24 protein-coding genes and 1 pseudogene are annotated in these 23,795 nt (G+C 72.5%); 12 read left to right on the forward strand and 13 right to left on the reverse strand.

Translation table 11 applies throughout. The features are described from left to right. Positions 1 to 114: 114 nt before the first annotated feature. Positions 115 to 468 carry a helix-turn-helix transcriptional regulator gene (locus BG452_RS36605; RefSeq protein ID WP_188308652.1) on the forward strand — a complete coding sequence of 118 codons (354 nt, stop codon included), beginning with the start codon at positions 115 to 117 and terminating at the stop codon, positions 466 to 468. A gap of 62 nt (positions 469 to 530) precedes the next feature. Here the strand turns inward: BG452_RS36605 and BG452_RS36610 are convergent, their stop codons facing one another. Then, positions 531 to 731 (reverse strand): hypothetical protein, encoded by a 201-nt coding sequence (locus BG452_RS36610; RefSeq protein ID WP_188308653.1) that lies wholly within the window; start codon positions 729 to 731, stop codon positions 531 to 533. Positions 732 to 1,057: 326 nt separating this feature from the next. Here BG452_RS36610 and BG452_RS36615 point away from each other — a divergent pair, with 326 nt between their 5' ends. Continuing rightward, the gene (locus BG452_RS36615; protein WP_188308654.1) at positions 1,058 to 2,557 is read left to right on the forward strand and encodes an MFS transporter; all 1,500 of its coding nucleotides are present in this window, start codon (positions 1,058 to 1,060) and stop codon (positions 2,555 to 2,557) included. A 465-nt stretch (positions 2,558 to 3,022) separates the two neighbouring features. Here BG452_RS36615 and BG452_RS36620 read toward each other — a convergent pair whose 3' ends face one another. Then, the gene (locus BG452_RS36620) at positions 3,023 to 3,463 is read right to left on the reverse strand and encodes a nuclear transport factor 2 family protein (protein WP_188308655.1); all 441 of its coding nucleotides are present in this window, start codon (positions 3,461 to 3,463) and stop codon (positions 3,023 to 3,025) included. 120 nt (positions 3,464 to 3,583) lie between these two features. Between BG452_RS36620 and BG452_RS36625 the strand changes: the two genes are divergently transcribed. After that, positions 3,584 to 4,156, forward strand: a complete 573-nt coding sequence (locus BG452_RS36625) for a TetR/AcrR family transcriptional regulator (RefSeq protein ID WP_188308656.1) — start codon at positions 3,584 to 3,586, stop codon at positions 4,154 to 4,156. An 8-nt stretch (positions 4,157 to 4,164) separates the two neighbouring features. Here BG452_RS36625 and BG452_RS36630 read toward each other — a convergent pair whose 3' ends face one another. Further along, on the reverse strand, positions 4,165 to 4,506 hold the full coding sequence (locus tag BG452_RS36630) for a hypothetical protein (protein WP_188308657.1): 342 nt from the start codon (positions 4,504 to 4,506) through the stop codon (positions 4,165 to 4,167). A 315-nt stretch (positions 4,507 to 4,821) separates the two neighbouring features. On the opposite strand from BG452_RS36630, the gene BG452_RS36635 reads away from it, so the two are divergent. Both BG452_RS36635 and BG452_RS48255 read left to right on the forward strand, forming a co-directional pair. Beyond that, positions 4,822 to 5,517 carry an alpha/beta hydrolase gene (locus BG452_RS36635; protein ID WP_188308658.1) on the forward strand — a complete coding sequence of 232 codons (696 nt, stop codon included), beginning with the start codon at positions 4,822 to 4,824 and terminating at the stop codon, positions 5,515 to 5,517. Between the two features lie 1,295 nt (positions 5,518 to 6,812). Next, positions 6,813 to 6,915: pseudogene (locus BG452_RS48255) on the forward strand (aminoglycoside phosphotransferase); the annotation flags it as partial. Between the two features lie 80 nt (positions 6,916 to 6,995). Here the strand turns inward: BG452_RS48255 and BG452_RS36640 are convergent. From BG452_RS36640 to BG452_RS36650, 3 genes are all read right to left on the reverse strand, one after another. Next, complete coding sequence (locus BG452_RS36640; RefSeq protein WP_188308659.1) at positions 6,996 to 7,919, reverse strand: RNA polymerase sigma-70 factor; 924 nt, start codon at positions 7,917 to 7,919, stop codon at positions 6,996 to 6,998. A gap of 47 nt (positions 7,920 to 7,966) precedes the next feature. Continuing rightward, positions 7,967 to 8,443, reverse strand: coding sequence for a carboxymuconolactone decarboxylase family protein (locus BG452_RS36645; RefSeq protein ID WP_188308660.1), 477 nt, complete (start codon positions 8,441 to 8,443; stop codon positions 7,967 to 7,969). Between the two features lie 150 nt (positions 8,444 to 8,593). Continuing rightward, a complete protein-coding gene (locus BG452_RS36650; RefSeq protein WP_188308661.1) occupies positions 8,594 to 9,133 on the reverse strand; it encodes a hypothetical protein in 540 nt (179 codons plus the stop codon). A 320-nt stretch (positions 9,134 to 9,453) separates the two neighbouring features. On the opposite strand from BG452_RS36650, the gene BG452_RS36655 reads away from it, so the two are divergent. From BG452_RS36655 to BG452_RS36665, 3 genes are all read left to right on the forward strand, one after another. Further along, positions 9,454 to 10,368 (forward strand): hypothetical protein, encoded by a 915-nt coding sequence (locus BG452_RS36655; RefSeq protein WP_188308662.1) that lies wholly within the window; start codon positions 9,454 to 9,456, stop codon positions 10,366 to 10,368. A 417-nt stretch (positions 10,369 to 10,785) separates the two neighbouring features. Next, on the forward strand, positions 10,786 to 11,862 hold the full coding sequence (locus BG452_RS36660; RefSeq protein WP_317621399.1) for a phosphodiester glycosidase family protein: 1,077 nt from the start codon (positions 10,786 to 10,788) through the stop codon (positions 11,860 to 11,862). Between the two features lie 162 nt (positions 11,863 to 12,024). Beyond that, positions 12,025 to 12,825, forward strand: coding sequence for a hypothetical protein (locus BG452_RS36665; protein ID WP_223243279.1), 801 nt, complete (start codon positions 12,025 to 12,027; stop codon positions 12,823 to 12,825). Positions 12,826 to 13,048: 223 nt separating this feature from the next. Here BG452_RS36665 and BG452_RS36670 read toward each other — a convergent pair whose 3' ends face one another. The 5 genes from BG452_RS36670 to BG452_RS36690 all read right to left on the reverse strand — a co-directional run bounded on the left by BG452_RS36670 (position 13,049) and on the right by BG452_RS36690 (position 16,125). After that, entirely contained in the window at positions 13,049 to 13,741 is a 693-nt protein-coding gene (locus BG452_RS36670; RefSeq protein ID WP_188308663.1) for an SDR family oxidoreductase, read from the reverse strand. Between the two features lie 192 nt (positions 13,742 to 13,933). Further along, the gene (locus BG452_RS36675; RefSeq protein WP_188308664.1) at positions 13,934 to 14,185 is read right to left on the reverse strand and encodes a hypothetical protein; all 252 of its coding nucleotides are present in this window, start codon (positions 14,183 to 14,185) and stop codon (positions 13,934 to 13,936) included. 414 nt (positions 14,186 to 14,599) lie between these two features. Then, positions 14,600 to 15,073, reverse strand: coding sequence for a DIP1984 family protein (locus tag BG452_RS36680; RefSeq protein WP_188308665.1), 474 nt, complete (start codon positions 15,071 to 15,073; stop codon positions 14,600 to 14,602). Positions 15,074 to 15,406: 333 nt separating this feature from the next. After that, entirely contained in the window at positions 15,407 to 15,724 is a 318-nt protein-coding gene (locus BG452_RS36685) for a YrdB family protein (protein ID WP_188308666.1), read from the reverse strand. A gap of 14 nt (positions 15,725 to 15,738) precedes the next feature. Beyond that, positions 15,739 to 16,125, reverse strand: coding sequence for a hypothetical protein (locus BG452_RS36690; RefSeq protein WP_188308667.1), 387 nt, complete (start codon positions 16,123 to 16,125; stop codon positions 15,739 to 15,741). 60 nt (positions 16,126 to 16,185) lie between these two features. Here BG452_RS36690 and BG452_RS36695 point away from each other — a divergent pair, with 60 nt between their 5' ends. From BG452_RS36695 to BG452_RS36705, 3 genes are all read left to right on the forward strand, one after another. After that, complete coding sequence (locus tag BG452_RS36695) at positions 16,186 to 16,638, forward strand: MarR family winged helix-turn-helix transcriptional regulator (RefSeq protein WP_188308668.1); 453 nt, start codon at positions 16,186 to 16,188, stop codon at positions 16,636 to 16,638. A gap of 438 nt (positions 16,639 to 17,076) precedes the next feature. After that, a complete protein-coding gene (locus BG452_RS36700; RefSeq protein ID WP_188308723.1) occupies positions 17,077 to 18,183 on the forward strand; it encodes a serine hydrolase domain-containing protein in 1,107 nt (368 codons plus the stop codon). A gap of 95 nt (positions 18,184 to 18,278) precedes the next feature. Then, the gene (locus BG452_RS36705; RefSeq protein WP_188308669.1) at positions 18,279 to 19,442 is read left to right on the forward strand and encodes a serine hydrolase domain-containing protein; all 1,164 of its coding nucleotides are present in this window, start codon (positions 18,279 to 18,281) and stop codon (positions 19,440 to 19,442) included. Positions 19,443 to 19,791: 349 nt separating this feature from the next. On the opposite strand, the gene BG452_RS36710 is transcribed toward BG452_RS36705, so the two are convergent. Continuing rightward, a complete protein-coding gene (locus BG452_RS36710) occupies positions 19,792 to 21,057 on the reverse strand; it encodes a PQQ-binding-like beta-propeller repeat protein (protein ID WP_188308670.1) in 1,266 nt (421 codons plus the stop codon). 264 nt (positions 21,058 to 21,321) lie between these two features. Between BG452_RS36710 and BG452_RS36715 the strand changes: the two genes are divergently transcribed. Continuing rightward, a complete protein-coding gene (locus BG452_RS36715) occupies positions 21,322 to 22,386 on the forward strand; it encodes a hypothetical protein (protein ID WP_188308671.1) in 1,065 nt (354 codons plus the stop codon). Between the two features lie 253 nt (positions 22,387 to 22,639). Here the strand turns inward: BG452_RS36715 and BG452_RS36720 are convergent, their stop codons facing one another. After that, complete coding sequence (locus BG452_RS36720; protein WP_188308672.1) at positions 22,640 to 23,701, reverse strand: hypothetical protein; 1,062 nt, start codon at positions 23,699 to 23,701, stop codon at positions 22,640 to 22,642. Positions 23,702 to 23,795 lie beyond the last annotated feature (94 nt).

Here is a 23,795-nt window from a genome sequence, read left to right on the forward strand (position 1 = left end):
CCTGTGCGGGCTGCGGTAGCTCCACTGTTCGCCCCCGCAGCCGTGCCTGTCAACCAAAGCACGAATCTGCTGTCGTGTTTCGTCGGTCGTGAACCAAGGTCTTATCGTGGGGGCATGGACAACGGCACAGCACCGACGGAACGACAGTGGACCTTCCTGACCAACCACGCCCGCGTCCTGGTCCAGATCGCCCGCGACCCCGGCGTCCGCGTACGGGACATCGCCGTCCGCTGCCTGCTCACCGAACGCGCCGTCCAGCGCATCATCACCGACCTCGAACAGGCCGAATACCTCAGCCACGAACGCCGCGGCCGCACCAACCACTACAGCGTCCTGGCCGCCAAACAGCTGCGCCACCCGGCCGACGCCGGCCCCACCGTCGCCGAACTGCTCGCCACCCTCCTGCGGACACCCGCCGACGGCCACCACAGCCCCGCGCCAGGCGCCCAGGAGTCCTCCGGGCAGTGACCGCGCCCGGCCCGGCACCCGGCTGTGCGGCCGGGCCCGGCCCGTGCACCGAAGATCGTTGGTCAGCCGACGACGGTCTCGCAGTGGCGGGTGAGCGTGTCCAGGAGTGCGCTCTGCTGGTCGGTCAGTTCGCCCTCGGTGCGGGCCCCCGCCCGTCCGCACAGCCGGGTGCCGGGCCGGAAGGCCGGGTCCGCCTCACCGCCGGTGCGATTGGCGGGGCCGTCGAGGGTGCCGCCGGCGGCGCATCCACGCGCCCACCGCATGGTCGTACGGCTTCGCGGTCGCCGGGATCGCCAGGTGGCCGTCCTGCGCCGCGCCGACCGCCGAGTCCTCGGCGAGAAAGGCGGCCTGGCCGGTCCGGCCCTCCGGCGACGCTGCCCCCGCCGGGACCGTCCGGGCATGGGACGTGCCGTGCGGGGCACACGCGACCCCGGGGCGGCGACCACGTCACCCCAACCACTCGCCCCGCAGCCGGCTTGACGGTCGACGTGCGGCGGCCGTGACGTCCACGCGGTCACCTGCTCGCCGGGCGGTGCCGGGGCGGGTGGGCACTCGCGAGCGGGGCAGGACGAGCGGAGGGAGACCCGTCATGGCGGATCCGGCGAAGTCGACGGCGGTCCGGGGAGATCAGGAACCAGGGGTGGTCGAGACCTCCGTACCGGCCAGGCTCGACCGGCTGCCGTGGTCCGCCTGGCACTGGCGGATCGTCATCGGCCTGGGCACGGTCTGGATCCTCGACGGCCTGGAGGTGACGATCGTCGGCAACCTGGCGGCCCGGCTGGCCGAGCACGGCAGCGGCATCGCCATCTCCACCGCGCAGGTCACCACCATCGCCGCCGCCGTCTACGTGGCCGGCGCCTGCTCCGGGGCCCTGTTCTTCGGCTGGCTGACGGACCGGCTGGGACGCAAGAGACTGTTCATGATCACACTCGCCGTCTACCTCGCCGCGACAGCGCTGACGGCGTTCTCCTGGACGGCCTGGTTCTTCTTCCTCTGCCGCTTCTTCACCGGCTTCGGCATCGGCGGCGAGTACGCGGCCATCAACTCGGCCATCGACGAGCTGATCCCGGCCCGGGTGCGCGGACGCATCGACCTGGTCATCAACGGCAGCTTCTGGGTGGGCGCGGCGCTCGGCGCCTTCGCGTCCATCGCGCTGCTCGACACCTCGCTGTTCGCCACCGACCTCGGCTGGCGGCTGGCCTTCGGGATCGGCGTGGTGCTGGGCCTGGTGATCCTGCTGGTGCGCCGGCACGTCCCGGAGAGTCCGCGCTGGCTGTTCACCCACGGCCGGGCGGAGGAGGCCGAGGAGGTCGTGGCCGAGGCGGAGGAGTCCGTGGAGCACTCGACCGGACGGCCGCTGCCTCCCGTCACCGGTGAGCCGATCCGGATCCGCGAGCGCGCGGCTCTCGGCTTCGGCACCGTCGTGCGCACCGTGGTCGCCCGCTACCCGCGCCGCACCACGCTCGGCCTGGCCCTCTTCATCGGCCAGGCGTTCCTCTACAACGCGGTCACCTTCGGCTACGCCGTCATCCTGACCACCTACTTCGGCGTGGCGAAGGGCGACACCGGCTACTACTTCGCGGTGATCGCCGTCGGCAACTTCCTCGGACCGCTGCTCCTCGGCCACCTCTTCGACTCCGTGGGCCGCAAACCGATGATCGCGGGCACCTACATCGGCTCCGGCCTCCTGCTGTTCGCCACCGCCGCCCTGTTCCAGCACGGCGACCTCTCCGCCACGACGATGACGGCCTGCTGGACGGGCGTGCTCTTCCTCGCCTCCGCCGGCGCCAGCTCGGCCTACCTGACGGTGAGCGAGATCTTCCCGCTGGAGACCCGGGGCCTGTCGATCGCCTTCTTCTATGCGGTCGGCACCGCCGTCGGCGGCATCAGCGGGCCGCTGCTGTTCAACGGACTGGTGAGCAGCGGCAAGGTCTCGGACACCACCCTCGCGTTCTGCATCGGCGCGGGGCTGATGACCGTGGCGGGGCTGGTGGAGGCCGTCATCGGGGTCAAGGCCGAGCAGCGCAGCCTGGAATCGCTGGCCACGCCGCTGAGCGCGGTCACCGCCGACGAGCCGTCGAAGGCGTAGCCGTGGACGGCGCGGGCAGGCCCGCCGCACCGGTAACGGCGGCTTCGACGCCGAGTCTCGCTGAGCGAGCCACGGATCGCGGATCGCGGATCTCGCCGGGCACAGGGTCTGATGCTCGGGGGGCCAGCCCGGCGCGGCGCGCGGAACGGGCCGTCACGAGGTCCACCGCCTCAACCACCGCACCACCAAAGGCCCGGAAGCCGCCGACTTCCTCAAAGACCTCACCGAGCGCCTGCCTGCGACCTTCGTCCACGCCGGTTTCGACGTCACCGGCACCCCGCCGCCTCAGCCGGTCGGCAGGATGCGGCGGTAGCGGAGCTTGGTGATCGGCACCCCGTCGCTCGACTCCCGCGGCACCGTGCCGTCATGCGTCCAGCCCTGGCCCTGGTAGAAGGTCCGGGCGCGCAGGTTGCCCTCGATGGCCCACGGCGACGCCTACACCCACAGGGCCGCTGACGACCTGTGTCAGTTGCCGTCCAGTGCCTCCACCAGCTGCGGCAGGTTGCCGCCGGCTACGGCAAGGGCCAGATGGTCGTGGTAGTCACGACTACTGACGATCAGGCCGTCGCGGACGCGCAGCACCTGGATGTTGGCGGCCATGGAGGTCCGCCCGGTCGCCCGGTGACGCACCTGGTAGTTCCACTCGTTGACGATCACCTCCGGGTCGTCGGTCTCCCGGATCACCACGTCCACCGGGGTCAGCTCCACGGGGACGCTCGTGGCGAGTTCCATGAACCGCTCCCTGATCACGGACCGTCCCTCGAACCGGCGCGGTCCGACCGGTGCGAACACGATCTCCACCACGGCGTCCTCGGCGTAGAGGTCCGCGAGCTCCGCGAACCGCCCCCCACCGATACCGTCGAGCAGCTTCGTGAAGACCTCACGAGGTGACAGCGTTTCGGACATGATCAACCCCCAGCAGGATCCGTCGCTAGAATCGGACTAGCGAATCCGCTTTCGACGATACGGACTAGCTACTCCGTTTGTCCAGTGTGGCTTCGCCACCGACAGGAAAGGGTGGGAGCGATGAGCGGCACCCAGGAACGCCCGCTGCGGGCGGACGCGGCCCGCAACCGGGCCAGGCTGCTGGACACCGCCACGCAGGTGTTCGCCACCCGCGGCGTCGGCGTGCCGACCGAGGAGATCGCCCGGGCCGCCGGAGTCGGGGTCGGCACGCTGTTCCGGCACTTCCCGACCAAGGAGGCACTGCTTGAAGCCGTGATGGTGCGCAAGCTCGAGACGATCGCCACCCAGGCCGCGCAGTTGCCCGCCGACTCCGCACCCGCCGAGGCGTTCTTCGACTGTTTCCGCCTGGTGGTCGAACAGTCCGCGGGCAAGAACGAGTTCGCCCAGGCACTCGCCGCAGCCGGCGTCGACGCGCACGCGGCCCTGCGAGACGCCGGCGCGGCGATCCGGGCACAGCTCACCGAACTCCTCGCCCGAGCGCAGCGCGCCGGGGCCCTCCGCCCGGAGCTGGGCCCGCCGGAACTCGTCGCCCTGCTGATCGGTGCGACCACGACGATGGAGCACCTCGGGGACGACGCGGCCGCCCGGGAACGGATCTTCGCGGTGCTCTTCGACGGGCTGCGGCCACGCTGACCAACCCCTCACGCGCGCTCGCCACCTGAACCGTGGTGAACCCCGGCCCGATCGGGCGAGTTGGGCTCGCTCCTCGGGTCGCGCTCCCGTCGCACCACCACCCGAGCACCCGCCCACGCCACGACGCCTGCGCCGCTTCCCGCTGACAGGCCGTCGGCTCGAAGGCCCCGATGCGCGCCGCGCGAACCTCCCCACGTCCGCCACCCGAACTTCCGGGCGGCCTTGGCCTCGAAATCGGGGTCCCGCCAGCTGCCCGGGAGACCAATCAGCACCGGCGGGCTGCACACGCCGTGGCCCCGGTGCGTGATCCGCACGATATCCGGGGCGTTGGCGCGCTCGTTCTTCTTCACCACCTCGACGTTCGTGATGTCCGACCAGGCGAACCGCTTACGGCGGCCCCCCAGGGGGGGCCACCGCAAGCTGCGCGACACCGGACCGAACGGCGGCGTCGGCCGGCGGGCGGAGGCGGAGGCCGACAGGGCGGGTACCCGGGCCCACGGGGTGCGGCAGCGGCCGGACGCCAGCTGGAGGCCGGCGCAATGACCGGAGGGCAGCGAACAGTGACGAGGATCTGCGAAAACGGCTCTGCCCGTGATTCCGTGAATGACCTTCGGCTCACGTCTACCGTTGATCACAGGGCAGCCAAGGCGGACGTGGAGGCAGCGATGAGGGTCGTGTTCGTGCACGGGGCGTGTGTGCGGGACGGGTCGTGGTGGTGGCACCGCACCGCCGACCTGCTGCAGGAGCGCGGGGTGCCGAGCGTGGCCCCGGCGCTGCCGAGTTGCGGAGAGGCGGGCCTGCCCGCAGGCGCCGGCGGCCCAGGGCTTTCCGAGGACGTCGAGGCGGTGCGGAAGACGCTGCTGGACGCGGACGAACCCACCGTTGTGGTCGCCCACAGCTACGGCGGCATCATCACGGCCGAAGCCGCCGCGGGCGTCGGGTCGGTACGCCACCTGCTGCTGATCTCCAGCTACCTGCCCGAGGTCGGGCAGAGCCTGTCGGAGTTCGGGGACGGCAGTCCAGCCCCGTTCCTCGACGTCGACCCTGACGCCGGCACCTTCGGAGTCCGCCCCGACCTACTCGTGGACACATTCCTGCAGGACTGCGACCCCGAGATCCAGGCACAGGCGGCGAACCACCTCGCCCGGCAGAGCGTGCAGGTGACCGGACAGCCGATCGGGGCGGCCGCGTGGCAGCAGGTGCCCTCGACATACCTCGTCTGCGCCCAGGACCGGGGCACCCCGCCGCGGCTGCAGCGCGAGTTCGCCCGCCGGGCCGGCAGCGTCGTCGAACTCGACACCGGCCACCACCCGTTCCTGTCCCAGCCCGCCGCGGTCCGGGACCTGCTGCTGAGCCTGTGACGGCAGGGACGAGATCATTCACGGAATCGCGGCCAGAACCATGTTCAACGAGCCTCATCAACAGCAGACGGCCGGGCAACGGGCACCGAGGCGCGGGCACCAGCCGAACGAAGACGTGGTCCTGGTCCTCGGGGGGTCCCGGCTGAGGGCGGTCCCCGGCAGGGCCGAATCCATGGGCGAGCCCGAGCCGCGCGAGCCGGCGGACAACTTCCTCCCACCGGACCGATGAGTTCAGGCGATGACGGCGGGGCACTGGGGCCGAGCCGGCGCTGAGGGGCCCCGGTGCCGTAGCGGCTCCGGGGCCCCGAGGGGAACAACACCATCTACCGGCCCTGGGCCGGTCCTTGTGTCCGCACGGCCCCAAGGGTGGGGGTGTGCGGGGATCGCGTATGCGTGACCGGAAACCACCGTCCTTGCTGTGGGGTCTGCGGTGTCCGCCCGGGTGAATACCTCACGGGCCGGGCGATCCTGATGGCGGTCTGTCCCTCCGTTCATCCTCTGTACTGACTGGGAACTGCGTACTGCCGGTTACTGCTGTACTGCGACCATCCGGTACTACTGCGGCCCTCCTGGGCTGCCTGGTGCGGCGGCCAGCCCCGTCGCCCGTCCTGCTCACCTGCTCGGCTTGGAACCCCACTGCCGCACCTCCCAGTACGCGCGCCCGCAGCCCTGGCGCCTTTACTGGGATACCGCGTCCTGCGACTGCTGGTACCACTCGACTTCACTTGCTGGTACTGCACCTGCACTTGCCGCGGTACCACTCGGTGGCGGCCCCTGATACCTGCGGGCCGCCCGGCCCGGCAGCCAGTCCTGTCGCCGTCCTGCACCTGCTCTGGCTTCAGGGCTCCACCGCCGGGCCGCTTGCGAACTTCTGTACCGCTGACCGCCAGTTCGTGTCTGGCGGGTACCGCTTGACTGCGTCTACGAGAGAAACACTAACCACAGCCACCGACAATGTCTACTCCAGCCATCACAGATTTTTCAGCGCCCAGGGAGAAGGTAGTCTGCGCCCCACGGAACGGGACGGCCGGCACCCCGATCTCCGAGGCCTGCCACACACCGTCCGGGCGCACCTGGCGCCCGCCGCCCGGCAGCAGGAACTCGGTCTCGGTCGACCAGGACCGCACCGTGCAGCGCCAGGTGGCCGAGTGCCTGCCGGATCGCCTTGTTCGACGCCGCACCGGGGCGCAGCAGGCGGTGGGCTGACGGGTCGCCGATGACGTCTGGACCGGCCTGATCACGTCGCGGCGTTGCGCACCGGGTTGATTCGACGGGTCGGCGCACGGTCGTCTCCGGCCGACGCCTTGGCCGCCTTCCTGACGGCTCTTCGGCGACCCGCTCCCACCGGGGCCCGCTGGTCGTGACCGCGGGGGGCCGCCGGCTGATCACGCCGAGGGTCCGGCCGATCACGCCCGGAGCCAGATGACGAGCGTCGTGGCAGCGACGGTCCCGAGGAAGACGTAGCCGCGCGAGCGCGGTCATTCCGCCGAGCGGCGGGACTCCCTGAACTCGCGGGAGACCTCCCACGCGTCCCCGACCGGGCCGACATGGCCCAGCTTGTCGGGGTTGAGCACGAAGCGGATCGTCTGGATCTGCCCGTCCAGCACGTCGAGCGCCAGAGTCTGCAGCACCTTGCCGTCCCGGTCCCGGAAGATCGCGCCCGGCTGGCCGTTGATCTCGTGGGCCTCGGTCGTGAGTCCGATGCGGGCCAACTCGGGGAAGACGGCGGCAAGCAGGCGCGCCACCTTGTCGGCGCCCATGACCGCCCTGGCCAGCTGCGGGGCCTTGCCGCCGCCGTCGCCGACCATGGAGACGTCGGCGGCGAGCAGCTGCTGCAGACCGAGGACGTCGCCCTCGCGGAGGGCTTCGAAGAACCGGGTCGCCAATTCCTCCCGCTCCCGGCGGTCGGCCTCGAAGCGGGGGCTACCGGCGCTCATATGACGCCTCGCCCGCACCGCGAGCTGGCGGCACGCGCCCTCCGAACGGCCGACCGCAGAGGCGACTTCGGGGAAGCCGAAGTCGAAGACCTCGCGGAGCACGAAGACCGCACGCTCGAGCGGGCTGAGCCTCTCCAGCAGCAGGAGCGCTGCCGTCGACACGGAGTCGGCCAGCTCCGCCGAGCGCTCCGGGTCCTCATAGGGGTCGTCGAGCAGCGGCTCCGGAAACCACGGCCCGACGTACTCCTCCCGCCGGACCCGGGCCGAGCGCAGCACGTCGATCGAGATCCGGGTCACCACGGCGGAGAGGAAGGACTTGACCGAAGTCGGCTGCGTCGGCGAGGCATCGAACCGCAGCCAGGTCTCCTGGACCGCATCCTCGGCCTCGCTGACGCTGCCCAGGATCCGGTAGGCGATGGAGAACAGCAGCGGCCGCAGCTCCGCGAACTCCTCGACCTTGCCCATTCCTTAGCCCCTTTCCGTCTCCTGGTGATCATCCGAGCCGCTGACGTTCAGTGCAGCTGCCCGGCGACGTAGTCGCCGGCGCACGGCTGGCGGGTGATGATGTTCATCCGGTTCACCATGTTCATGAATGCGATGTGGATCACCAATGCGGTGAGCTGCTCGGTGTCGAAGTGCTTGGCGGCATTGGTCCACACCACGTCACTGACGCCCTCGGCCGCGTCCGCGACTCGGGTCCCCTCCTCCGCGAGCGCCAGCGCGGCCCGCTCGGCCTCGCTGAAGACGGTGGCCTCCCTCCACGCCGCCACGAGAGCCAGCTTCACCGGGCTCACGTCGGCGGCGATGGCCTCCTTGGCGTGCATGTCGAGGCAGACCGCGCAGCCGTTGATCTGGCTCACGCGCGTGGACACCAGCTCCTGCAGGCTGGCGGGCAGCCCCGATTCCCGGATCACCTTGCCCGCGGACATGAAGTACTTCAGGGCCTTGCCGGAGACGGGAGCGGCGAAGAAGTCGAGTCGCGCGTCCATGGTGTGTTCCTCCGTGCTCGTGAGTGGGTTGCACCCCCGAGACGAGACAGCCGGCCGCTCAGTGACACGTCCGAATGTGACGTGGATCACCACGATGCCCGCATGGCCGCCAGGCGAAGCCCTCCGCCGACGCGGCTCGGTCCAGCTCGCTTACTGGTGCACGTCGGCCGGCGCTCCGTAGCTGATCCACGTCGTCCGCGGCTTCTGGCCCTTGGTGATCGCGTGAGCGAGCGGGAACAGCACCGGCACCGGAGACGGGCGGGCCGGCAGCGGCGGCACCTCATGCACGGTCAGATAAGTGAACTCCTGTCGCCGAACGCCGCTCGACAGCACAAGCCCGGCCATCGCGGAGTTCCGGGCGCCCTCGCGCCCCCGGTAGTGACGGTCCGGTTCCCCATCCGGGTCCAGCCCCGCCAAGGCCCGCACGAACAGCTGAGAGAAGTCCCGATCCAAGTACGTGATCGAGGTGTGCGGCCGCGGAGTCCGCATCGTGGCGAGGTTCCGTTCGACCTGCACCAGCACGCCATCCGCCATCCTCTTGCCCATGCGGTAACTGAACGGCCCAGCCGCAGACAGGCCTTCGTCGCGTGCCCACCGATAGAAGCTCGACAGCATGCCCATGTGGAGATTCCACGTGGTCACGTCCCATCGGTGCTTCAGCTCCCCGGCCAAGCGGTACTCGGCGTACATGCTCGGAGCCGCGCGGAGCTCCTCACGATCACCGGCCGATCGGCACCGTCCCCCACGCGCCTGCACCCTCCCGCCGGCCCCGGACAATCGCCGTGTTCGCCGTGTTCCCGTGCTCGGCCTGAGCGGGCCGGGCGGCCTGGACTGCCCCCCTGCAGAGCGGCGAAGGCCTGCTCGGTGTGGGTGCGGGGCCCGGGACCGCGGGGCCATCGGGTACGGTCACGGTTTCACGTCCGCTCAGTTCCGGTGACGGTCCGTCCGGATCGCCACCGGGGAGCGGCGAGTCCCACCGAACCGTGTACAACCCCCTAGGGAGCTTCCTCGTGCACCACCTCCTGCGTCGGAGCCTTCCGGCCCTCACCGCCCTCGGCATAGCCGTCGGCGCTCCGCTGCTCACCGCCGGCACCGCCCAGGCCCAGGCCGAGCACGGGTGCGGCGCCGTCGGCGTCCAGTTCTCCGTCGACGGCGGCAAGGGCTGGATCTCCGACGGCCGGATGTCCCAGCCGCATGGCGTCATCCAGGTCCGGCTGGTCGGCGACATCGTGGACGGCTGCGACTACCGGGTCTCGCTGGCCTCCTACGACACCGAGGGGCCGACCTGGGCCACCTCGGGCAAGCAGACCTTCCTCGGCTGGGCGACCACCACGCTGCGCAGCGGGAACCGCCAGGCGACCCTGGACGTCTCCGCCCACCTGCCGAAGTGCTACGGCCAGATCGACCTGTACAACGGCGACAAGAAGTTCGACGGCGTCGCCAACCCCGCGCCGAGGTACCCGGACGGCGTCTTCCCGGACAACCTGATCTCGGCCTGGAACGGCGGCAAGGCCTGCACGCCGACCCCGACCGGCACGCCGACCGCCCCGGTGCCGACCTCCTCGGCGTCGCCCACGTCCACCGCGACCCCGCACCCGACCGGGACGCCCACCCCCACGACGACGCCTTCGGCCACCGCGACGGCCACCGCTTCGCCCTCCACCACCGCCAAGCCGTCGGCGCCGGCCACCACCGGGACGCCGTCCGGCGGCACCCCGTCGACCGCCCCGGCCGTGCCGGCGGACACGACCGGCCCGGTCGGCAAGCCGACCGCCAATCCGGTCTCGACCACGCCGGCCAGCACCCTGGCCAGCACGGGTGGCAACAGCAGCCAGATGATCGTCTACGGCGCCGGCGGCGCCGCGCTGCTCGCCGTCGGCGGGGGCGCGCTGGTGATCGCCCGCCGTCGGGGCGCCCGCCGCTGACGCGGCGTCGCTGAAGCATCCAGGACGCCCGCGGTCCCCGGACCGCGGGCGTCCGTCGTCCCAACAGCAGCGATGTGATTCGCCGCTCCGACCGGCTCTCGCCGAACCGTCGGCTGGTCCACTGGAGCCCGGCGGCCGGACCCCTCGGTGTCGGTTTGAGCCCGGTGGCGGCAATCAGCTGCTTGGTCGTCAGGCCGGCCGGCCTGGCGTAGCGCGGCCCGGACCTGGTCCGCGCAGACCTTGCTGCGGGCAGGGCGCGGCAGCCGCGAGGATGGGGGTGTGAAGGTTCTCCTGAGATCCGCGGTCGCCCTGGTGATGGCCCTGGTCCCGGCCGGCCCAGCCGCGTCGTCCGCCGAAGAGGCCCTCGGAGGCACCGCACCCTGGGTACCACTCGCGGCCGGAGTCGCGTACAGGGAAGTGACGGTACCCACCTCGCACGGCACCGCTCGGCTGTACGCCGCGCGGGCCGACCTGCGCCGGCCCGGCGTGCGAGCGGACCTGCTCTATCCCAGTGCGGTCGCCGCCCGGGCACCGCTTACCCGGTTGGCCGGCGAACGCGGGGCGGTCGCGGCCGTGAACGGGGACTTCTTCGACATCACTGAGGAGCAGCACCCCGGTGTCGAGGCGACGGGGGCGCCCTCCGGCCCGGCCGTCCACCGCGGCCTGGCCCTGAAGGCCGCGGTCCCGCAGGCTCAGCGGTTCGGCTGGTGGCCGCCGCCGGGTGACACGGACCAGGACGTGCTGGGGGTCGGGGTGGACGGCGTGGCCCGTACCGGCCGTCTGGAACTTCGGGGCCACCTGCGGGCTGCAGGCCGTACGTGGGAGCTGGGCGGGCTGAACCAGTACGCCCTGCCGGTCGGCTCGATCGGAGTGTTCACCTCCGACTGGGGTGAGGTCTCCCGAGAGCGCGCCGTGTGCGGGAACGACGAGTCGCGAAAGGCGCCCTGCAGCACGGACACCTGGGAGCTGACGGTCCGCCGCAACCGGGTCGTGTCGGCCTCCGCCACCCCGGGCCGCGGTCCGATCCCCGCCGGCAGCCTCGTACTGCTCGGCCGCGAGGCCGGCGCCCGGGTGCTGGCGGGCCTGCCGGTCGGAACGGCTGTCGTGGCGGACTACCGCCTCGCGTCGAACGGGCCGGTGCCGTTCGCCTTCGCCCTCGGCGCCTACCCGATGCTGCACGGCGGGAACCCCTTGGCAGGGCTGGACGCCCACGACGTCGAGCCGCGCACCGCGGTCTGCCTGGCAGACCACGGCCGGCTGCTCACACTTCTCTCCACGGACGGCCGCGAGGGCACCTCCACCGGGTTGACACTCACCGAACTCGCCCAAGCACTCCGCGGTTTCGGCTGCTCCGACGGCGTGTACCTGGACGGCGGCGCCTCCGCCACCCTGGTCACCCGCGACCCGGACACGGGCGAACTCGCGGTGCGCAACCACCTCGACCACGGTCAGGAACGACGGATCCCCAACGCCATCGGCATCTTCGCCGGGTAGGACGACCAACCGCGCCGCAGCGGCAGGAGTACGGGGTCAGTTCCTCGACGTCCCCCACCTTCGGACGGTGAGGCCGGGCCGCACGGCGGCCGCATGCAGGGGCGCTGGGCCGAACGGCACAGGGGCGTTGCGGTGGCGCGGCCGGCATGAACTTCTGTTTGCATGCGTACTTCATCGAGTATCTCCGCCGCCTCCCCCAGGCGGCTGGCGTGTGGCGCGATGGCGGCGGCCCTCGGGGCCGCCTGCCTCGGGGCGGGTACGGCTGCCGGAGCCGCCCCTGCTGCGACGGCGGTGCCCGCGGCCGCGCACGGGCAGCTGGGATTCGGCCGGGACGGTTCGCTGTACAGCACCTTCACCGCGCCGGAGGGCGTCACCGAGGTGACGTTCTACGTGTGGGGCGCGGGCGGGAACGGTGCCGGAGGCGGAGGCGGCGGAGGTGGCGGAGGCGGGGGCGGCGGCACGGGCGGACAGAACGGCCGGATCGGCGCCGTCAACGGCGACGGCGGCTCCGGCGGCCGCCCCGGCCGGCCGACGAGCCCCGGCACCGGCGGCACCGTGGCCTCCGGAAGCTGCGAGATCGACTTCGAGCCCGTCACCGCCACCGTCCGCGCCAACCCCGGCCGCGACGGCGCGAACGGCGCCGCCGGCCGGCCCGGCGAAGGCGGCGCGAGAGGCAGGGCCAACAACCAGGGCCTGAACGCCCCCGGTGGCGCCGGCGGCACAGCCGGCTCCGCCGGAACGGGCGGCGCCGCCCCCACCCAGAACCTGCCCACTGCCGTCAGCGCCGCCCTGCCCGCCTCCGTCGCCACCGGCGGAAACGGCGGCAACGGAGGGACCGGCGGCGACGGCGGCCAAGGCGACGACGGCGTCGCGAACAAGAACGACGGAAGCTCCGGCACCCCCGGGGCCGCCGCGACCGCCGGCTCCCGAGGCGGCGACGGCTACGTCATCGTGACCTGGTAACACGACAGCCGGGGTGCCCCGGGGCCGCCTGCCGACGAACACCGGGACCGGCGCCACCACGCCCCCGGGAAGCCGCGACCACGCAACTGCGGTGGCCGTCGGCACGACGGCGAGCGCGGACCGAAGAGGCACGGGGCTCCGTTACGCCTCCTCCAACTGCACCACGACGCCCTCGGCGTCGCGGGCGACGGCTTTCAGCTCCGCTTCGGTCGCCGTACTGGCGTCAGCCGAGCTGCCCGGTCGGCCGCATGGTGATCTGGTTGATGTCCACGCCCGCGGGCTGGTTGAGCGCGAAGGCGACCGCGGCCGCGATCTGCTCGGGGGTCATCGCCTCCTCGGGGGTGCCGCCGCGCTCGGCCCAGAACGCGGTGTCCACCACTCCGGGGGCGACGACGGTCACGCCGACTCGGTCCTTGCCGACCAGCAGCCGGGTGTTCTCGGCCAGCGCGTGCACGGCCCACTTGGTGACCGAGTACAGGTTGCCGGGCGTGTTGCGCACCCCGGCGACGGAACCGATGAACACGATCCGGCCCTTGGACGCCCTCAACTGCGGCAGGGTCTCGCGCACCAGCAGGGCCGGGCCCAGAACGTTGGTGAGGACCATGGCGCGCATGTCCTCGGGGGCGTGGCTCTCCAGGTTGCCGGGCAGCGAGAAACCGGCGTTGGCAATGACGTTGTCCAGTCGGCCCCACGCCTGAACCACGCGGCGCACGGCAGCGGCGACGTCCTCCGCCTCGGCGGCGTCGCCGGTGATCGTCAGCAGCCGCTCACCCGCTCCGGCCGAAGCGGCGAAGGCGGCCAGCTTGCCCGCGTCACGTCCGGTGACCGCCACACGGTGCCCCTGCTCGAGGAGGGTGCGGGCGGTGGCGGCACCGATTCCGGTCGATCCACCAGTGATCAGCGTGACGGGCTCCATACAACGGTCTCCTCGGCGACGTGGTCGTCAGTTCCCCAAAACGCCTGCACTATACGTGGGGTGAGCTGCTGCCAGGGCTGTCACCCCGTACCGGCTCCGCCCGGGCCCGCTCGACCGCCGCCAGTGCGAACTCCGACGGGTACTTCGACCGCCGGGAACCGGGGCGGGAGCGCTGTCGGGACCCAGCCGCCGTCAGGACAGCGGACCGGCCAGCAGCCGGGCAGCCAGGTCGTGCAGTTCGGCCTCCAGCTCCTCCGTCAGTCCGCCGCGGTGCTCCTGCTGGTCCTCCGCGCGGTACAGCCACCCGCGGACCGGCCGCAGCGGCGAGCCGGGGTCGGCGGGGCACAGCTCGAAGCCGATCCGCTCGGCCGCCGCCAGCGGATCAAGGCGGCCGTCCAGCAGGTCCCGCAGGCAGTACCGGGCCGGCTCCTGGTCAAGCTCCATGGCGCGAGCGTAGCCGCCCGCTCCAGCCCGGAGCGAAGCGTTTTGATCCGACGGCAGCCGGCGCACTCCGCCACCGTCCCGTCGCCCGACGGAAATGGAGCTGTCGGCGCTGTCCGCATCCTCGAGGTGTCCGTGCGGGTCGGCTGTGGGGTGATTGCGGGGGCCGTGCTGTTGGCACGGCCCCCGCAACGGGTGTGGGGCGCCCCGTTTCCCGCCCTCGTCGCCCGGATCTGCACGTGGTGATGTGCTGTACGGAGTGCTCCGTCACTTGTGCGCGGTGCTGAGCTGCACTGTCGGTGAGGAATCGAACCCCTGCGTTGCTCTTCACGCGCCAAGGGCCGGATGAACCGCCGGCCCGCGGTGTGTGCACGCCTCCGTGGCGACTACCTGCTCCCCCACACCCTGCTCGTGGGGTCAGTCCTCGATCAGGTCGATCTGCCAGTTGGTGCGCTGGATCAGGGCGTCCACCTCACGGATCTCCTTGGCCAGCACGTCCGCCCGGGCGCGCAGCTCGGCGACCGGCAGGGCGGAAAGAATCCTGAGCTCGGACCGCAACTGCCGTACGGCTCCGCGCTGGTCGCGCCCGGAGGCGGCGTCGGCGGCTGCGGTGATCACCGAGTGGCGCAACCGCAGGACGTCCCGGCGGGCGAGGGCGTCGGTGAGGGTGCCGCCGCCCTCGATGGTCGCGGTGGAGTTGGTCCGGTTGATCTGACGGATCAGCCGCTCCAGCTCGTCCAGCGTCTCCCCGGCCTGGGCCAGTACCTCCGCCGCGTTCTCGGCGGGTTCCTCGCCCTCCTGATAGCGGGCGCTGCCGACGACGCGCGCCCGCAGCTGCTCCACCTGCCGCACCGCAGCCGCGCGTTGCGCGAGCGCCTCCGCCAGTTTCACCGTGCCATCACTCCTACGTCCTGCCGATCGTCCGGAAAGTATGCACGTCAGCGCCTGCGGCGCGGTTCGCGGGGTGGGGCCGGGGGGATGCGCGCGGTCAGCCCCGCTTGCGCAGGTGGCGCACGTACGCGTCCGGACTGCGGCGAAGTTCCGGGAAGCGCACCCGCGGCATGAGGGCGAGGGTGAGCAGCGGCATCACCACACGGCAGCGCGTCGGGCCCCATGGCGAGCCGGCGGCGGGCGGCGGCCCGTACGGGTCGGGCACGTCGCCGAGGCCGCGGCGGCGGCCTTGACGGGGCCCCTCGCCGCCGGCCGCGCCCCGGCTCCGCCCTGTCACAGCGTCAGGTGCACTGCGGTGGTCAGCAGGTAGGCCACCGCGAAGACGACCGCCGTGCGGCGCAGGTTCGTCGCCCGGAGCAGGACGGCCGCACTGCCGAACCAGACCAGGTCCAGCACCGCCCGGGGCGCACCGTGCAGCGGCACCGTCGCACCCGGCGCGCCGAACAGCGCCCAGACCGCGGCGTACCCGGCCGGCAGGGCGAGGGCGAGCGCCCAGCGGGCCGGCCGGGCCGCCCGCCGGGTGAGGGCGAACCGCACGGCGGCGGCGTAGACGGAGAGTTCGAGCAGGAAGGCGAGCGTGTCGTCGGCCACGCGCAGCGCCCCGGTCACCGCGCACCCGCAACCCGCCGCGCCGTCGCCAGGTGCAGCAGCGCCAGTGCGCCCGCCCCGAGCGCCATCCCCGGGTTGCGGGTGCGCACCCCGATCGCGGCATCCCCCGCCTGCACCGCACCCGCGAGCAGCAGCACCGCCGGCAGCGCCGCTCCGCCACGCCCGCGCACCAGTTGGTGCAGCAGCAACGCCCCCAAGGGCAGGGCCCGGGCGGCGTACGCCTGGGCGTAGAACCGCACGCCGCCGGTCACCGGCTCCTCCTTCGCCAGCCCGATCCCGGGGTTGATCAACCCGGCCGCGCAGGAGGCCATCGAGAGCGCCGCAGCAGCGGCGTTGGCGATCACCAGCGGCTTCGACAGCGCGCCCGTCCCAGTCCCACCCATATCAAACACACCTCAAATGATTTGAGCTTCGAATGATTCGATAGAGATAGTATCGCTGCCATGAGCGCCGTCAACCCCCCTTCGCTGACCTCCTCGCTGTCCTTCCGCCTCGGCACCCTGGGCACCATCGCCACCACGCGCTTCACCGCCGCGATCCAGGACCGCGGCCTCAAGCCGAAACACGTCGCGCTGCTCGCCGCCCTCGACGCGGGCGCGGCCTCCTCGCAGCTGGAACTGGCACAGGCGATGGGCGTGGCGCCGAGCCTGGTGGTGAGCATGGCCGACCAGTTGCAGGCACTGGGCGCGGTGGCACGCGAGCGCGACCCCGCCGACCGCCGCCGCCAGATGCTCGCCCTCACCCAGGACGGCCGCGCCCTGCTGCACGAGTGCGCCGCCCAGGCCCACGCCATCGACGCCGAACTGGCCGCCGCCCTCTCCCCCGTCGAGCGCGAGTCGCTGCGCCGGGCCCTGGGCGTGCTCGCCCGCGAGGCCGGCCTGCCGGTCGAGGAGTAGCCCCGCGACGACGAACCCGGCCACCGTCACCGCCCCCACGACGCCATGACAAGGGGTCGGCCGGACTGCTCTCCCCTCGACTGCCAGAGCGCAGCCGGCCCGGTGCCCGGGTTCACCCGCCGTGGCGGCGAACGCACTTCCCCTCGACAAAGGCGAGACGGACCCCGATGCGCTCGGCATGCGGGGCACCCCGGGACCTGTGTCCGGCGGCACCGTGCCGGACCGGCCCTGGGAGTACGGTCCCGTGCCCGGCCCCGACCCGGAGCACGTTCCCGGGTGCCATATCGTCCTCTGCGCGGACGGATTGACGGCCCGTCTGATGATCCTCTTGGAGGGCGCCGAGAAGAGCTCCGGTGCCCTACCCAGAGGGGCTTTCCCGTGAACGAACACGCATCGCAGCACCACCGTCCGAACCGCCTCCGCGGTCACCGGCGCGGGGTGGCGGCGACCGTGACCGCCGTGGCCGCGGCCGTGGTGGCCGGCGTCCTGGCACCCGCCACGGCCTCCGCCGCACCGCGCCCGGACGCCGTGCAGCAACGCCTCGACGCCCTGGTCCAGAAGGACGGGGTACCCGCCGCCCTCGCCACCGTCAAGGGCCGCGACGGCCGTACCCGCACCTACACCGCCGGTGTCGGCGACGCCGCCACCAAGGCCAAGGTCCCGGTCGACGGGCAGGTCCGGATCGGCAGCAACACCAAGGCGTTCACCGCCGTCGTCGTCCTGCAACTGGTCGCCGAGGGCAAGGTCGGCCTCGACGCGAACGTGGACACCTACCTGCCGGGTCTTCTGCGCGGCGACGGCATCGACGGCCGGAACATCACGGTCCACCAGCTGCTCCAGCACACCAGCGGCCTGCCCGACTACGTGGACAAGGCCGGCGCGCTCAGCGACCCCAAGCGCTACCTCGAGCCGCGCGAACTCCTCGACGCCGCGCTGGCCCACAAGGCCCACTTCGCGCCCGGCGCCCAGTGGGAGTACAGCAACACCAACTACCTGCTGGCGGGCATGATCATCCAGAAGGTCACCGGACGCCCGATCGGCGAGGAGATCACCAAGCGCGTCATCGACCGGATCGGCCTGCGCCACACCTACTTCCCCGTCCCCGGCGACATGACGATCCACGAGGCCCACCCCAAGGGCTACCAGCGTGCCGCGGACGGGTCGCTGCGCGACTACACCGAGCTGGACCCGTCCTGGGGCTGGGCGGCCGGCGCGATGGTCTCGACCAACACCGACCTCACCCGGTTCTACGACGCGCTGCTCGCCGGCCGGCTGCTGCCCGCGGCCCAGCTCGCCCAGATGCGCACCACCGTCGCCGCCGAGCCGGCCGGCCCCGGGGTCCGCTACGGCCTCGGCCTGATGAGCCGCCCGCTCTCCTGCGGCGGGCTCTCCTGGGGCCACGGCGGGGGGATCCCGGGCTACGCGACCTTCGGCGGCAGCACCGACGACGGCCGCTCCGTGAACATCGCCGTGACCACGATCCCGGGCGACGCCGACACCGACAAGCACGTGGACCAGGCCGTGGACGAGGCGCTCTGCCGCTGATCGTCCCCCGGGTGGCCCGCGCCGGTCCTCGGCGCGGGCCACCCGGCCGCACCACCCGCATCTCCCCCTTCCTTCTTCCCGGCAGTGGAGTCCCGATGAACGAACACACCCCGCAGCGCACGGCACGCCGCATCCGCATGGTGCGGCGCGCCACGACGGCCACGGCCGCCGCCGGGCTCGCGCTGACCGCCTTCGCCCCGACCACGGCCTCCGCCGCACCGCGCCCGGACGTCGTGCAGCAGCGCCTCGACGCGCTGGTGCAGGAGGACGGGATGCCCGCCGCCCTCGCCACCGTCAAGGGGCGCGACGGCCGCAGCCGTACCTACACCGCCGGTGTCGGCGACCTCGCCACCAAGGCCAAGGTCCCGGTGGACGGGCAGATCCGGGCCGGCAGCAACACCAAGGCGTTCACCGCCGTCGTCGTCCTGCAACTGGTCGCCGAGGGCAAGGTCGGCCTCGACGCGAACGTGGACACCTACCTGCCGGGTCTTCTGCGCGGCGACGGCATCGACGGCCGGAACATCACGGTCCGCCAGCTGCTCCAGCACACCAGCGGCCTGCCCGAATACATGGAAGCCCCCGCGCTGACCGACTTCACCACCATCCAGTACCGCTACTTCGAGCCGCGCGAACTCCTCGACGGGGCACTGGCCCAGAAGGCGATGTTCCCCGCCGGGACCGACTGGGCGTACAGCAACACCAACTACCTGGTGGCCGGCCTGCTGATCCAGAAGGTCACCGGCCGCCCCTACGGCGAGGAGGTCACCAAGCGCGTCATCGACCGGATCGGCCTGCGCCACACCTACGTCCCCGCCACCGGGGAGACCGCCCTGCGCGAGCCCCACCCGCACGGCTACCTGCGCACCGGCCCGGACGCGCCGCTGGTCGACTACACCGCGATGGACTCGTCGATGGCCTGGGCCGCGGGGGCGGTCGTGTCCACCAACACCGACCTCAACACCTTCTACAGCGCGCTCCTGGCGGGTCGTCTGCTGCCCGCCGCCCAGCTCGCCCAGATGCGCACCACCGTCCCGGCCGAGCTCCTGGGCCCCGGCGTCCGCTACGGCCTGGGGATCCAGAGCAGGCCACTGACCTGCGGCGGCCTCGTCTGGGGCCACGGCGGCACCTCCGTGAGCTACCGGACCCGGGGCGGCGTCACGGAGGACGGCCGTGCCGTCAGCATCGCCGTCACCACCATCCCGGACGCGCCCACCGGCAAGCGCCTGACCGACGCGGTCGACACGGCCCTCTGCCGCTGACTCCCGCCCGGCCCCGGAGCGGCTACCTGGAGCGCGAGCCGCCCGCCCGGGCCACCCCGATGAACGCCGCTGTGACCACCGGCCGAAGCACCCGCCCGAACACAGCTGACGCAGCCCGTCCGTGCAACGCTCCCCCGCCTGGGGAAACAGGGGGCCATCGCCACGGCCCCCTCAGGCCTGCGTGCTCCCCGGCCCGAGGGGGCCGGGACGGTGGGCGTGGTCGGGCGCGCAGGGGCGGAGCCTGGTCTCCGTGGGCGGCACGGCCGCGGTGCTGCACCGCGACGCGGTGGTCACCACCTTCGTCGCGTATCGGCGGTTCGGCCACGGCCCGCAGCACGCCTCCGCCCGGCTACGCGGTCGCGCAGTCCAGGACCCGGCCGTCGGCCGTGCCGACGAGCAGGCGGCCGGGCTGGGTGGCGGTGAGCGCCGTCGGGACGGCGGAGACACCGGCCACGGTCAGCCGGTGGCGCCAGCGGAGGGTGCCGTCGCGGAGGTCCAGCGCCAGGATCTCGCCGTTGCGGTACGCGACGTAGGCGGTGTCGGCTTCGGTGTCGAGGTCGGTGGCGACGTGGTCGGCCCGGAAGGCCCAGCGGGGTGCGCCGTCGCCGGCCGCCCGGCGGACGACGAAGGACTCGCCGGGCTGCAACCGCTCTCCGCCGTAGGCCTGACCGGCGTGGACCAGGTCGCCGCCACCGGTCTCCGCACCCGGGCCGGGGAACTGCATGTCCCCGGGCTCCCAGGTGAACGGGAACAGGGGCTGAGCACCCGTCCCTCCGGCGCAGCGCGCCGAGATCCAGTACCGGCCCCGTCGGACCTGGTGGACGTACTCCCGGCTGCCGCCCCGGATCCGCAGGCGCAGGTACCGGTCGGTGGGGGACGTGGTCCGGTGCTGGATCAGCAGGCCGTCGGCGAGGGCGGTGCGCCCGGGTCGCTCCGGGTCCTCCTCCCGTCGGTCGAGGGTGGCCAGGACCGCGCCGTCCGACAGCTCCTCGACGGCCAGGACTCGCCGCCGGAGCTCCCGGTCCGGGCTGAGCGCGGAGAGCATCCGGTGGGTCCCGTCCCGTCCGTCGGGACGCGGTGCGGGCACTCGGGGGCCGGCCAGGTCGGTGGCGGTGAGCGAACGGGGTGCGACGGCGCGCCAGTCAGGCCGTCGCACGACCGCGACATGGCCCTCGACGCGTGCCCGGTCGTCCTGCCAGTCATCGGGCGGTGCCATCAGCACGCGCAGGTCCCGTTCGTCGAGCCAGGCCAGTCCGAGGACCTGGCGGCCGAAGTCGTGCTCGATGAGGGAGGTGGTAACGCTCGTCTCCCAGTCGAGCAGGAGCAGCTCGCCCTCGAAGAAGTAGCCGCCGTCGTAGTCCCCGGTCCCGACGGCGAGCAGCGGCGCCGTGGGGTGGAAAGCCAGCGCGTGCACCCGGAAGCGCGTGCGGAGCACGGCCCGGCAGCCGAGGTCTCCCGTGCCGTACACCCCCACCGTCGACATCCCGCCCTCCCCGGGCCCGCCCGCGACGGCGAGCAGCCCGCGCTCCTCGTCGTCCACGGCGAGGACGGGCAGACCGACCTCGGCGAACGGGCGATCGCCGAGGACGCGGAGGACACGCAGCGGAGAGGTCATGCCGGAGATCCTCCCAGCGGGCGGCGTCGAGCCCTTGCCCGGGCCGCGCCGAGGAACACATGACTTCCCTCCGTGCCGCGTGACGCATGGCCGCCGCGACCGCGACGACCGTTCGCCGTGGTGGGTTCCGATCCGCTGTCGGCCAACCGCCTGCGGCAGTGTCCGCGCGGTCTGGTATGACTTCGCCTGGGCAAATCGACGCCCCACGAGACCAGGGGGGAACCTGTGCAGAGAAACAAGCGCGCATTCCGCGCCGTATCAGCGATGGCCACGTCCGCCGCGCTTGCCGTGCTGGCCACCGCGCTGACCGTCACACCGGCGGCCGCGGCCGAATCATCGACGGCCACCACCGCCCAGAGCACGGATTCGGCGTCCGGGCTCAACCTGCTCCTGCGAGCGGACCCCTGGAAGATCATCCAGACCCGGCGGGCGCCGGACGGGTCCTGGGACCAGGTCCGGGAGGTCCCCCAGTTCGCCGGCCTCTGGTACTGGAGCCTGGCGGTCGACGGTGGCCGGCTCCGGATGTTCGGGGCCCAGATGGCCGGGCAGGGGTTCCACTACGTCCAGTCTGCCCAGAACCCCGACGGCACCTGGGCCCCGGTCTCCGACATGACCGGCCTCACCGACCTTCCGCACGACCCGCAGTACCCCTGGATGGGCCGGATCACCGCGACCAGGGTGGCGGGCCGGCTTCAGGTCGCCGCGGTCGACGGCTCCGGCCGGGTCGTCCACACCATCGAGCGCCCGGACGGCACCTGGCAGCCCTGGGGGACGGTGAGCGCGTCCTCGGGCCTGGGCTCGGGCCAGTTCTCCAGCCTGTCCGCGGCGGAGGTGAACGGTGAACTCCAGCTGGTCGGCACCACGTCGGCGGGCGAAGTGCTGCACACCATCCGCCATGCCGATGGCACCTGGAGCACCTGGGGCAGTGTGCTGGGCGCGACCGGCACGCCCTCCCCGTGGGGGACGCCGACGGACGTCGTCGCGGCGAGCTTCGACGGCGCCCTGCAGGTCGTGGTCACGGACAACAGCCAGGCCGGCTTCTACCACACGATCCGCAACGCCGACGGCACCTGGAACCGATGGGGGGACATCGGCTCCCAGGTCCACTTCGATCGGGCCGGTTTCCGCGGCTTCACGATGGGCGGTGTCGACGGCGCGAACGTGGGCGGTGAGCTGCAGCTGGTCTTCGAGTCCGGTGACAACTCCGGCTCGCTCTACCACACGATCCGTCACGCCGACGGCAGTTGGGCGCAGGCCGGACTGGTCCAGCGGGCCGTCGACCTCTCGGCCTGGCGCCCGGTCAGCTACGGGGCAGCCGCCGCGGGGTGACCCTGCCCCTGGCATCACACCCGTGAGCACGACGGCACCCCGGCCCTCCTCAGGGCCGGGGTGCTGCCCGGCGGCTGGGTGGTCAAGGTGTGATCGCCTTCGCGGTGCCGGCGGTCACGCACTCACCTGGTGGCGGTGCCGTCCACGGGCGGGGGTTCGGGGCGGGGGGTCGGGGCGGGGTCCCCGGGCCTCGTTCGTCCCCGCGTCGGGGACGGCGATGCGGACCGGGGTGGGCGGGCGGAGCTGCCTGGTGTCAGAAGGCGTTCAGGGCGGCTTCGACCAGCGTTGCCACCGGCACGAGTGCCTGACGCTGTGTCAGGCCGTCCTGGATCACGTTCTGGTACACGACGGCGAAGCTCCTGCTCCGCACGGTGTCGGTGACGAGGATTCCCTCGGACAGCACGGTCCGGCCGGTTTTCAGCGAGCCGATGCCGACCTTGCCGTGGGTGGCGGTGAACTGTCCGCCGGGGGGCCAGATCGGCGGGGCGGTGGACGGGAACAGTTTGCCGGCGCGGGCCATGAGTGCCTTCATGCCCTGGCTGCTCGTCGGGCCGACGAGTTTGTCGTCCGCGAGCAGTGTCAGCAGTCTCGCGAGCTGCCGTGCGGTGGTGCCCTGGGCGGTGTCGACGTCGTTGACGCACGGGATGCGCGCGGCCGGCCAGATCCCGGCGTAGTCGCCCGCCAGCCACAGCCCCTGGGAGGAGGCGCCGTCGAAGAGGCCGCCGTCGGCGAGCTTGCCGTCGAGGTACGGGTAGCCCAGGCCGTGGATCGTCGTGGTGGCTCCCGGGTCGTTCTGCTGCACCATCATGTCTTCGAGGGCGGCCACCTGCGCCGCGGTGAAGTCGACCGTGAAGTCCCCACCAGGAGCGCCGAGTTGGAGGACAGCCGAGTAGTCCGGCCGCCTGTTCTTGTCCTCGGCGCGCAGCGTCGTCGACGTGTTGATCTGGGACGGTGTGTGGGTGGCGATGTCCGGGTCGAAGGTGGCTTCGAGTGCGGCCTCGATGTCCGGCCAGGCGGTCAGTGCCTGGTCGGTGGCCAGTTGGTCGGCGCTCGCTCGCAGGTCGAAGGCGGTGTACATCGCCGAGGTCTTGAGCAGGCTGGCCGAGTAGCACTCGTCCTGGTCCCGGATCGCCGCCCAGGGGTGGTTGAGCCCGCCCTCGAATCCGGTCAGTGCGACGACGATGACGGCCAGGTCGTCGACCGTCGGGGTGCCGGCGTCCGAGAGCTGTTGCCGTGTGGTGTCGAGGGCGTCCTGCATGGGCGGGTTGTTGTTGAACGCGAGCGGGTCGTCGACGGGGCCGGTGAAGAGAGGCATGACGGTTCCTCGGCATTCTGGATCCGTGGGTGCGACGCGGTCGGCGACTCGAGGCGTCCTTCTCACGTCCGGCGCACCGGCCCGCGCTCCGCAC

The organism is Streptomyces sp. CBMA123, from assembly GCF_014596465.1.
Taxonomy (GTDB): domain Bacteria; phylum Actinomycetota; class Actinomycetes; order Streptomycetales; family Streptomycetaceae; genus Kitasatospora.

What these genes read in the sequence shown, in the direction of transcription:
- BG452_RS36640 (WP_188308659.1), bottom strand. Translation starts at nt 7,919, where the DNA reads ATGGGCAAGGTCGAGGAGTTCGCGGAGCTGCGGCCGCTGCTGTTCTCC.
- BG452_RS36720 (WP_188308672.1), bottom strand. Translation starts at nt 23,701, where the DNA reads ATGCCTCTCTTCACCGGCCCCGTCGACGACCCGCTCGCGTTCAACAAC.
- BG452_RS36605 (WP_188308652.1), top strand. Translation starts at nt 115, where the DNA reads ATGGACAACGGCACAGCACCGACGGAACGACAGTGGACCTTCCTGACC.
- BG452_RS36615 (WP_188308654.1), top strand. Translation starts at nt 1,058, where the DNA reads ATGGCGGATCCGGCGAAGTCGACGGCGGTCCGGGGAGATCAGGAACCA.
- BG452_RS36635 (WP_188308658.1), top strand. Translation starts at nt 4,822, where the DNA reads ATGAGGGTCGTGTTCGTGCACGGGGCGTGTGTGCGGGACGGGTCGTGG.
- BG452_RS36715 (WP_188308671.1), top strand. Translation starts at nt 21,322, where the DNA reads ATGGCCACGTCCGCCGCGCTTGCCGTGCTGGCCACCGCGCTGACCGTC.
- BG452_RS36645 (WP_188308660.1), bottom strand. Translation starts at nt 8,443, where the DNA reads ATGGACGCGCGACTCGACTTCTTCGCCGCTCCCGTCTCCGGCAAGGCC.
- BG452_RS36610 (WP_188308653.1), bottom strand. Translation starts at nt 731, where the DNA reads ATGCGGTGGGCGCGTGGATGCGCCGCCGGCGGCACCCTCGACGGCCCC.
- BG452_RS36675 (WP_188308664.1), bottom strand. Translation starts at nt 14,185, where the DNA reads ATGGAGCTTGACCAGGAGCCGGCCCGGTACTGCCTGCGGGACCTGCTG.
- BG452_RS36650 (WP_188308661.1), bottom strand. Translation starts at nt 9,133, where the DNA reads ATGTACGCCGAGTACCGCTTGGCCGGGGAGCTGAAGCACCGATGGGAC.
- BG452_RS36665 (WP_223243279.1), top strand. Translation starts at nt 12,025, where the DNA reads ATGCGTACTTCATCGAGTATCTCCGCCGCCTCCCCCAGGCGGCTGGCG.
- BG452_RS36670 (WP_188308663.1), bottom strand. Translation starts at nt 13,741, where the DNA reads ATGGAGCCCGTCACGCTGATCACTGGTGGATCGACCGGAATCGGTGCC.
- BG452_RS36625 (WP_188308656.1), top strand. Translation starts at nt 3,584, where the DNA reads ATGAGCGGCACCCAGGAACGCCCGCTGCGGGCGGACGCGGCCCGCAAC.
- BG452_RS36705 (WP_188308669.1), top strand. Translation starts at nt 18,279, where the DNA reads ATGAACGAACACACCCCGCAGCGCACGGCACGCCGCATCCGCATGGTG.
- BG452_RS36695 (WP_188308668.1), top strand. Translation starts at nt 16,186, where the DNA reads ATGAGCGCCGTCAACCCCCCTTCGCTGACCTCCTCGCTGTCCTTCCGC.
- BG452_RS36710 (WP_188308670.1), bottom strand. Translation starts at nt 21,057, where the DNA reads ATGACCTCTCCGCTGCGTGTCCTCCGCGTCCTCGGCGATCGCCCGTTC.
- BG452_RS36690 (WP_188308667.1), bottom strand. Translation starts at nt 16,125, where the DNA reads ATGGGTGGGACTGGGACGGGCGCGCTGTCGAAGCCGCTGGTGATCGCC.
- BG452_RS36620 (WP_188308655.1), bottom strand. Translation starts at nt 3,463, where the DNA reads ATGTCCGAAACGCTGTCACCTCGTGAGGTCTTCACGAAGCTGCTCGAC.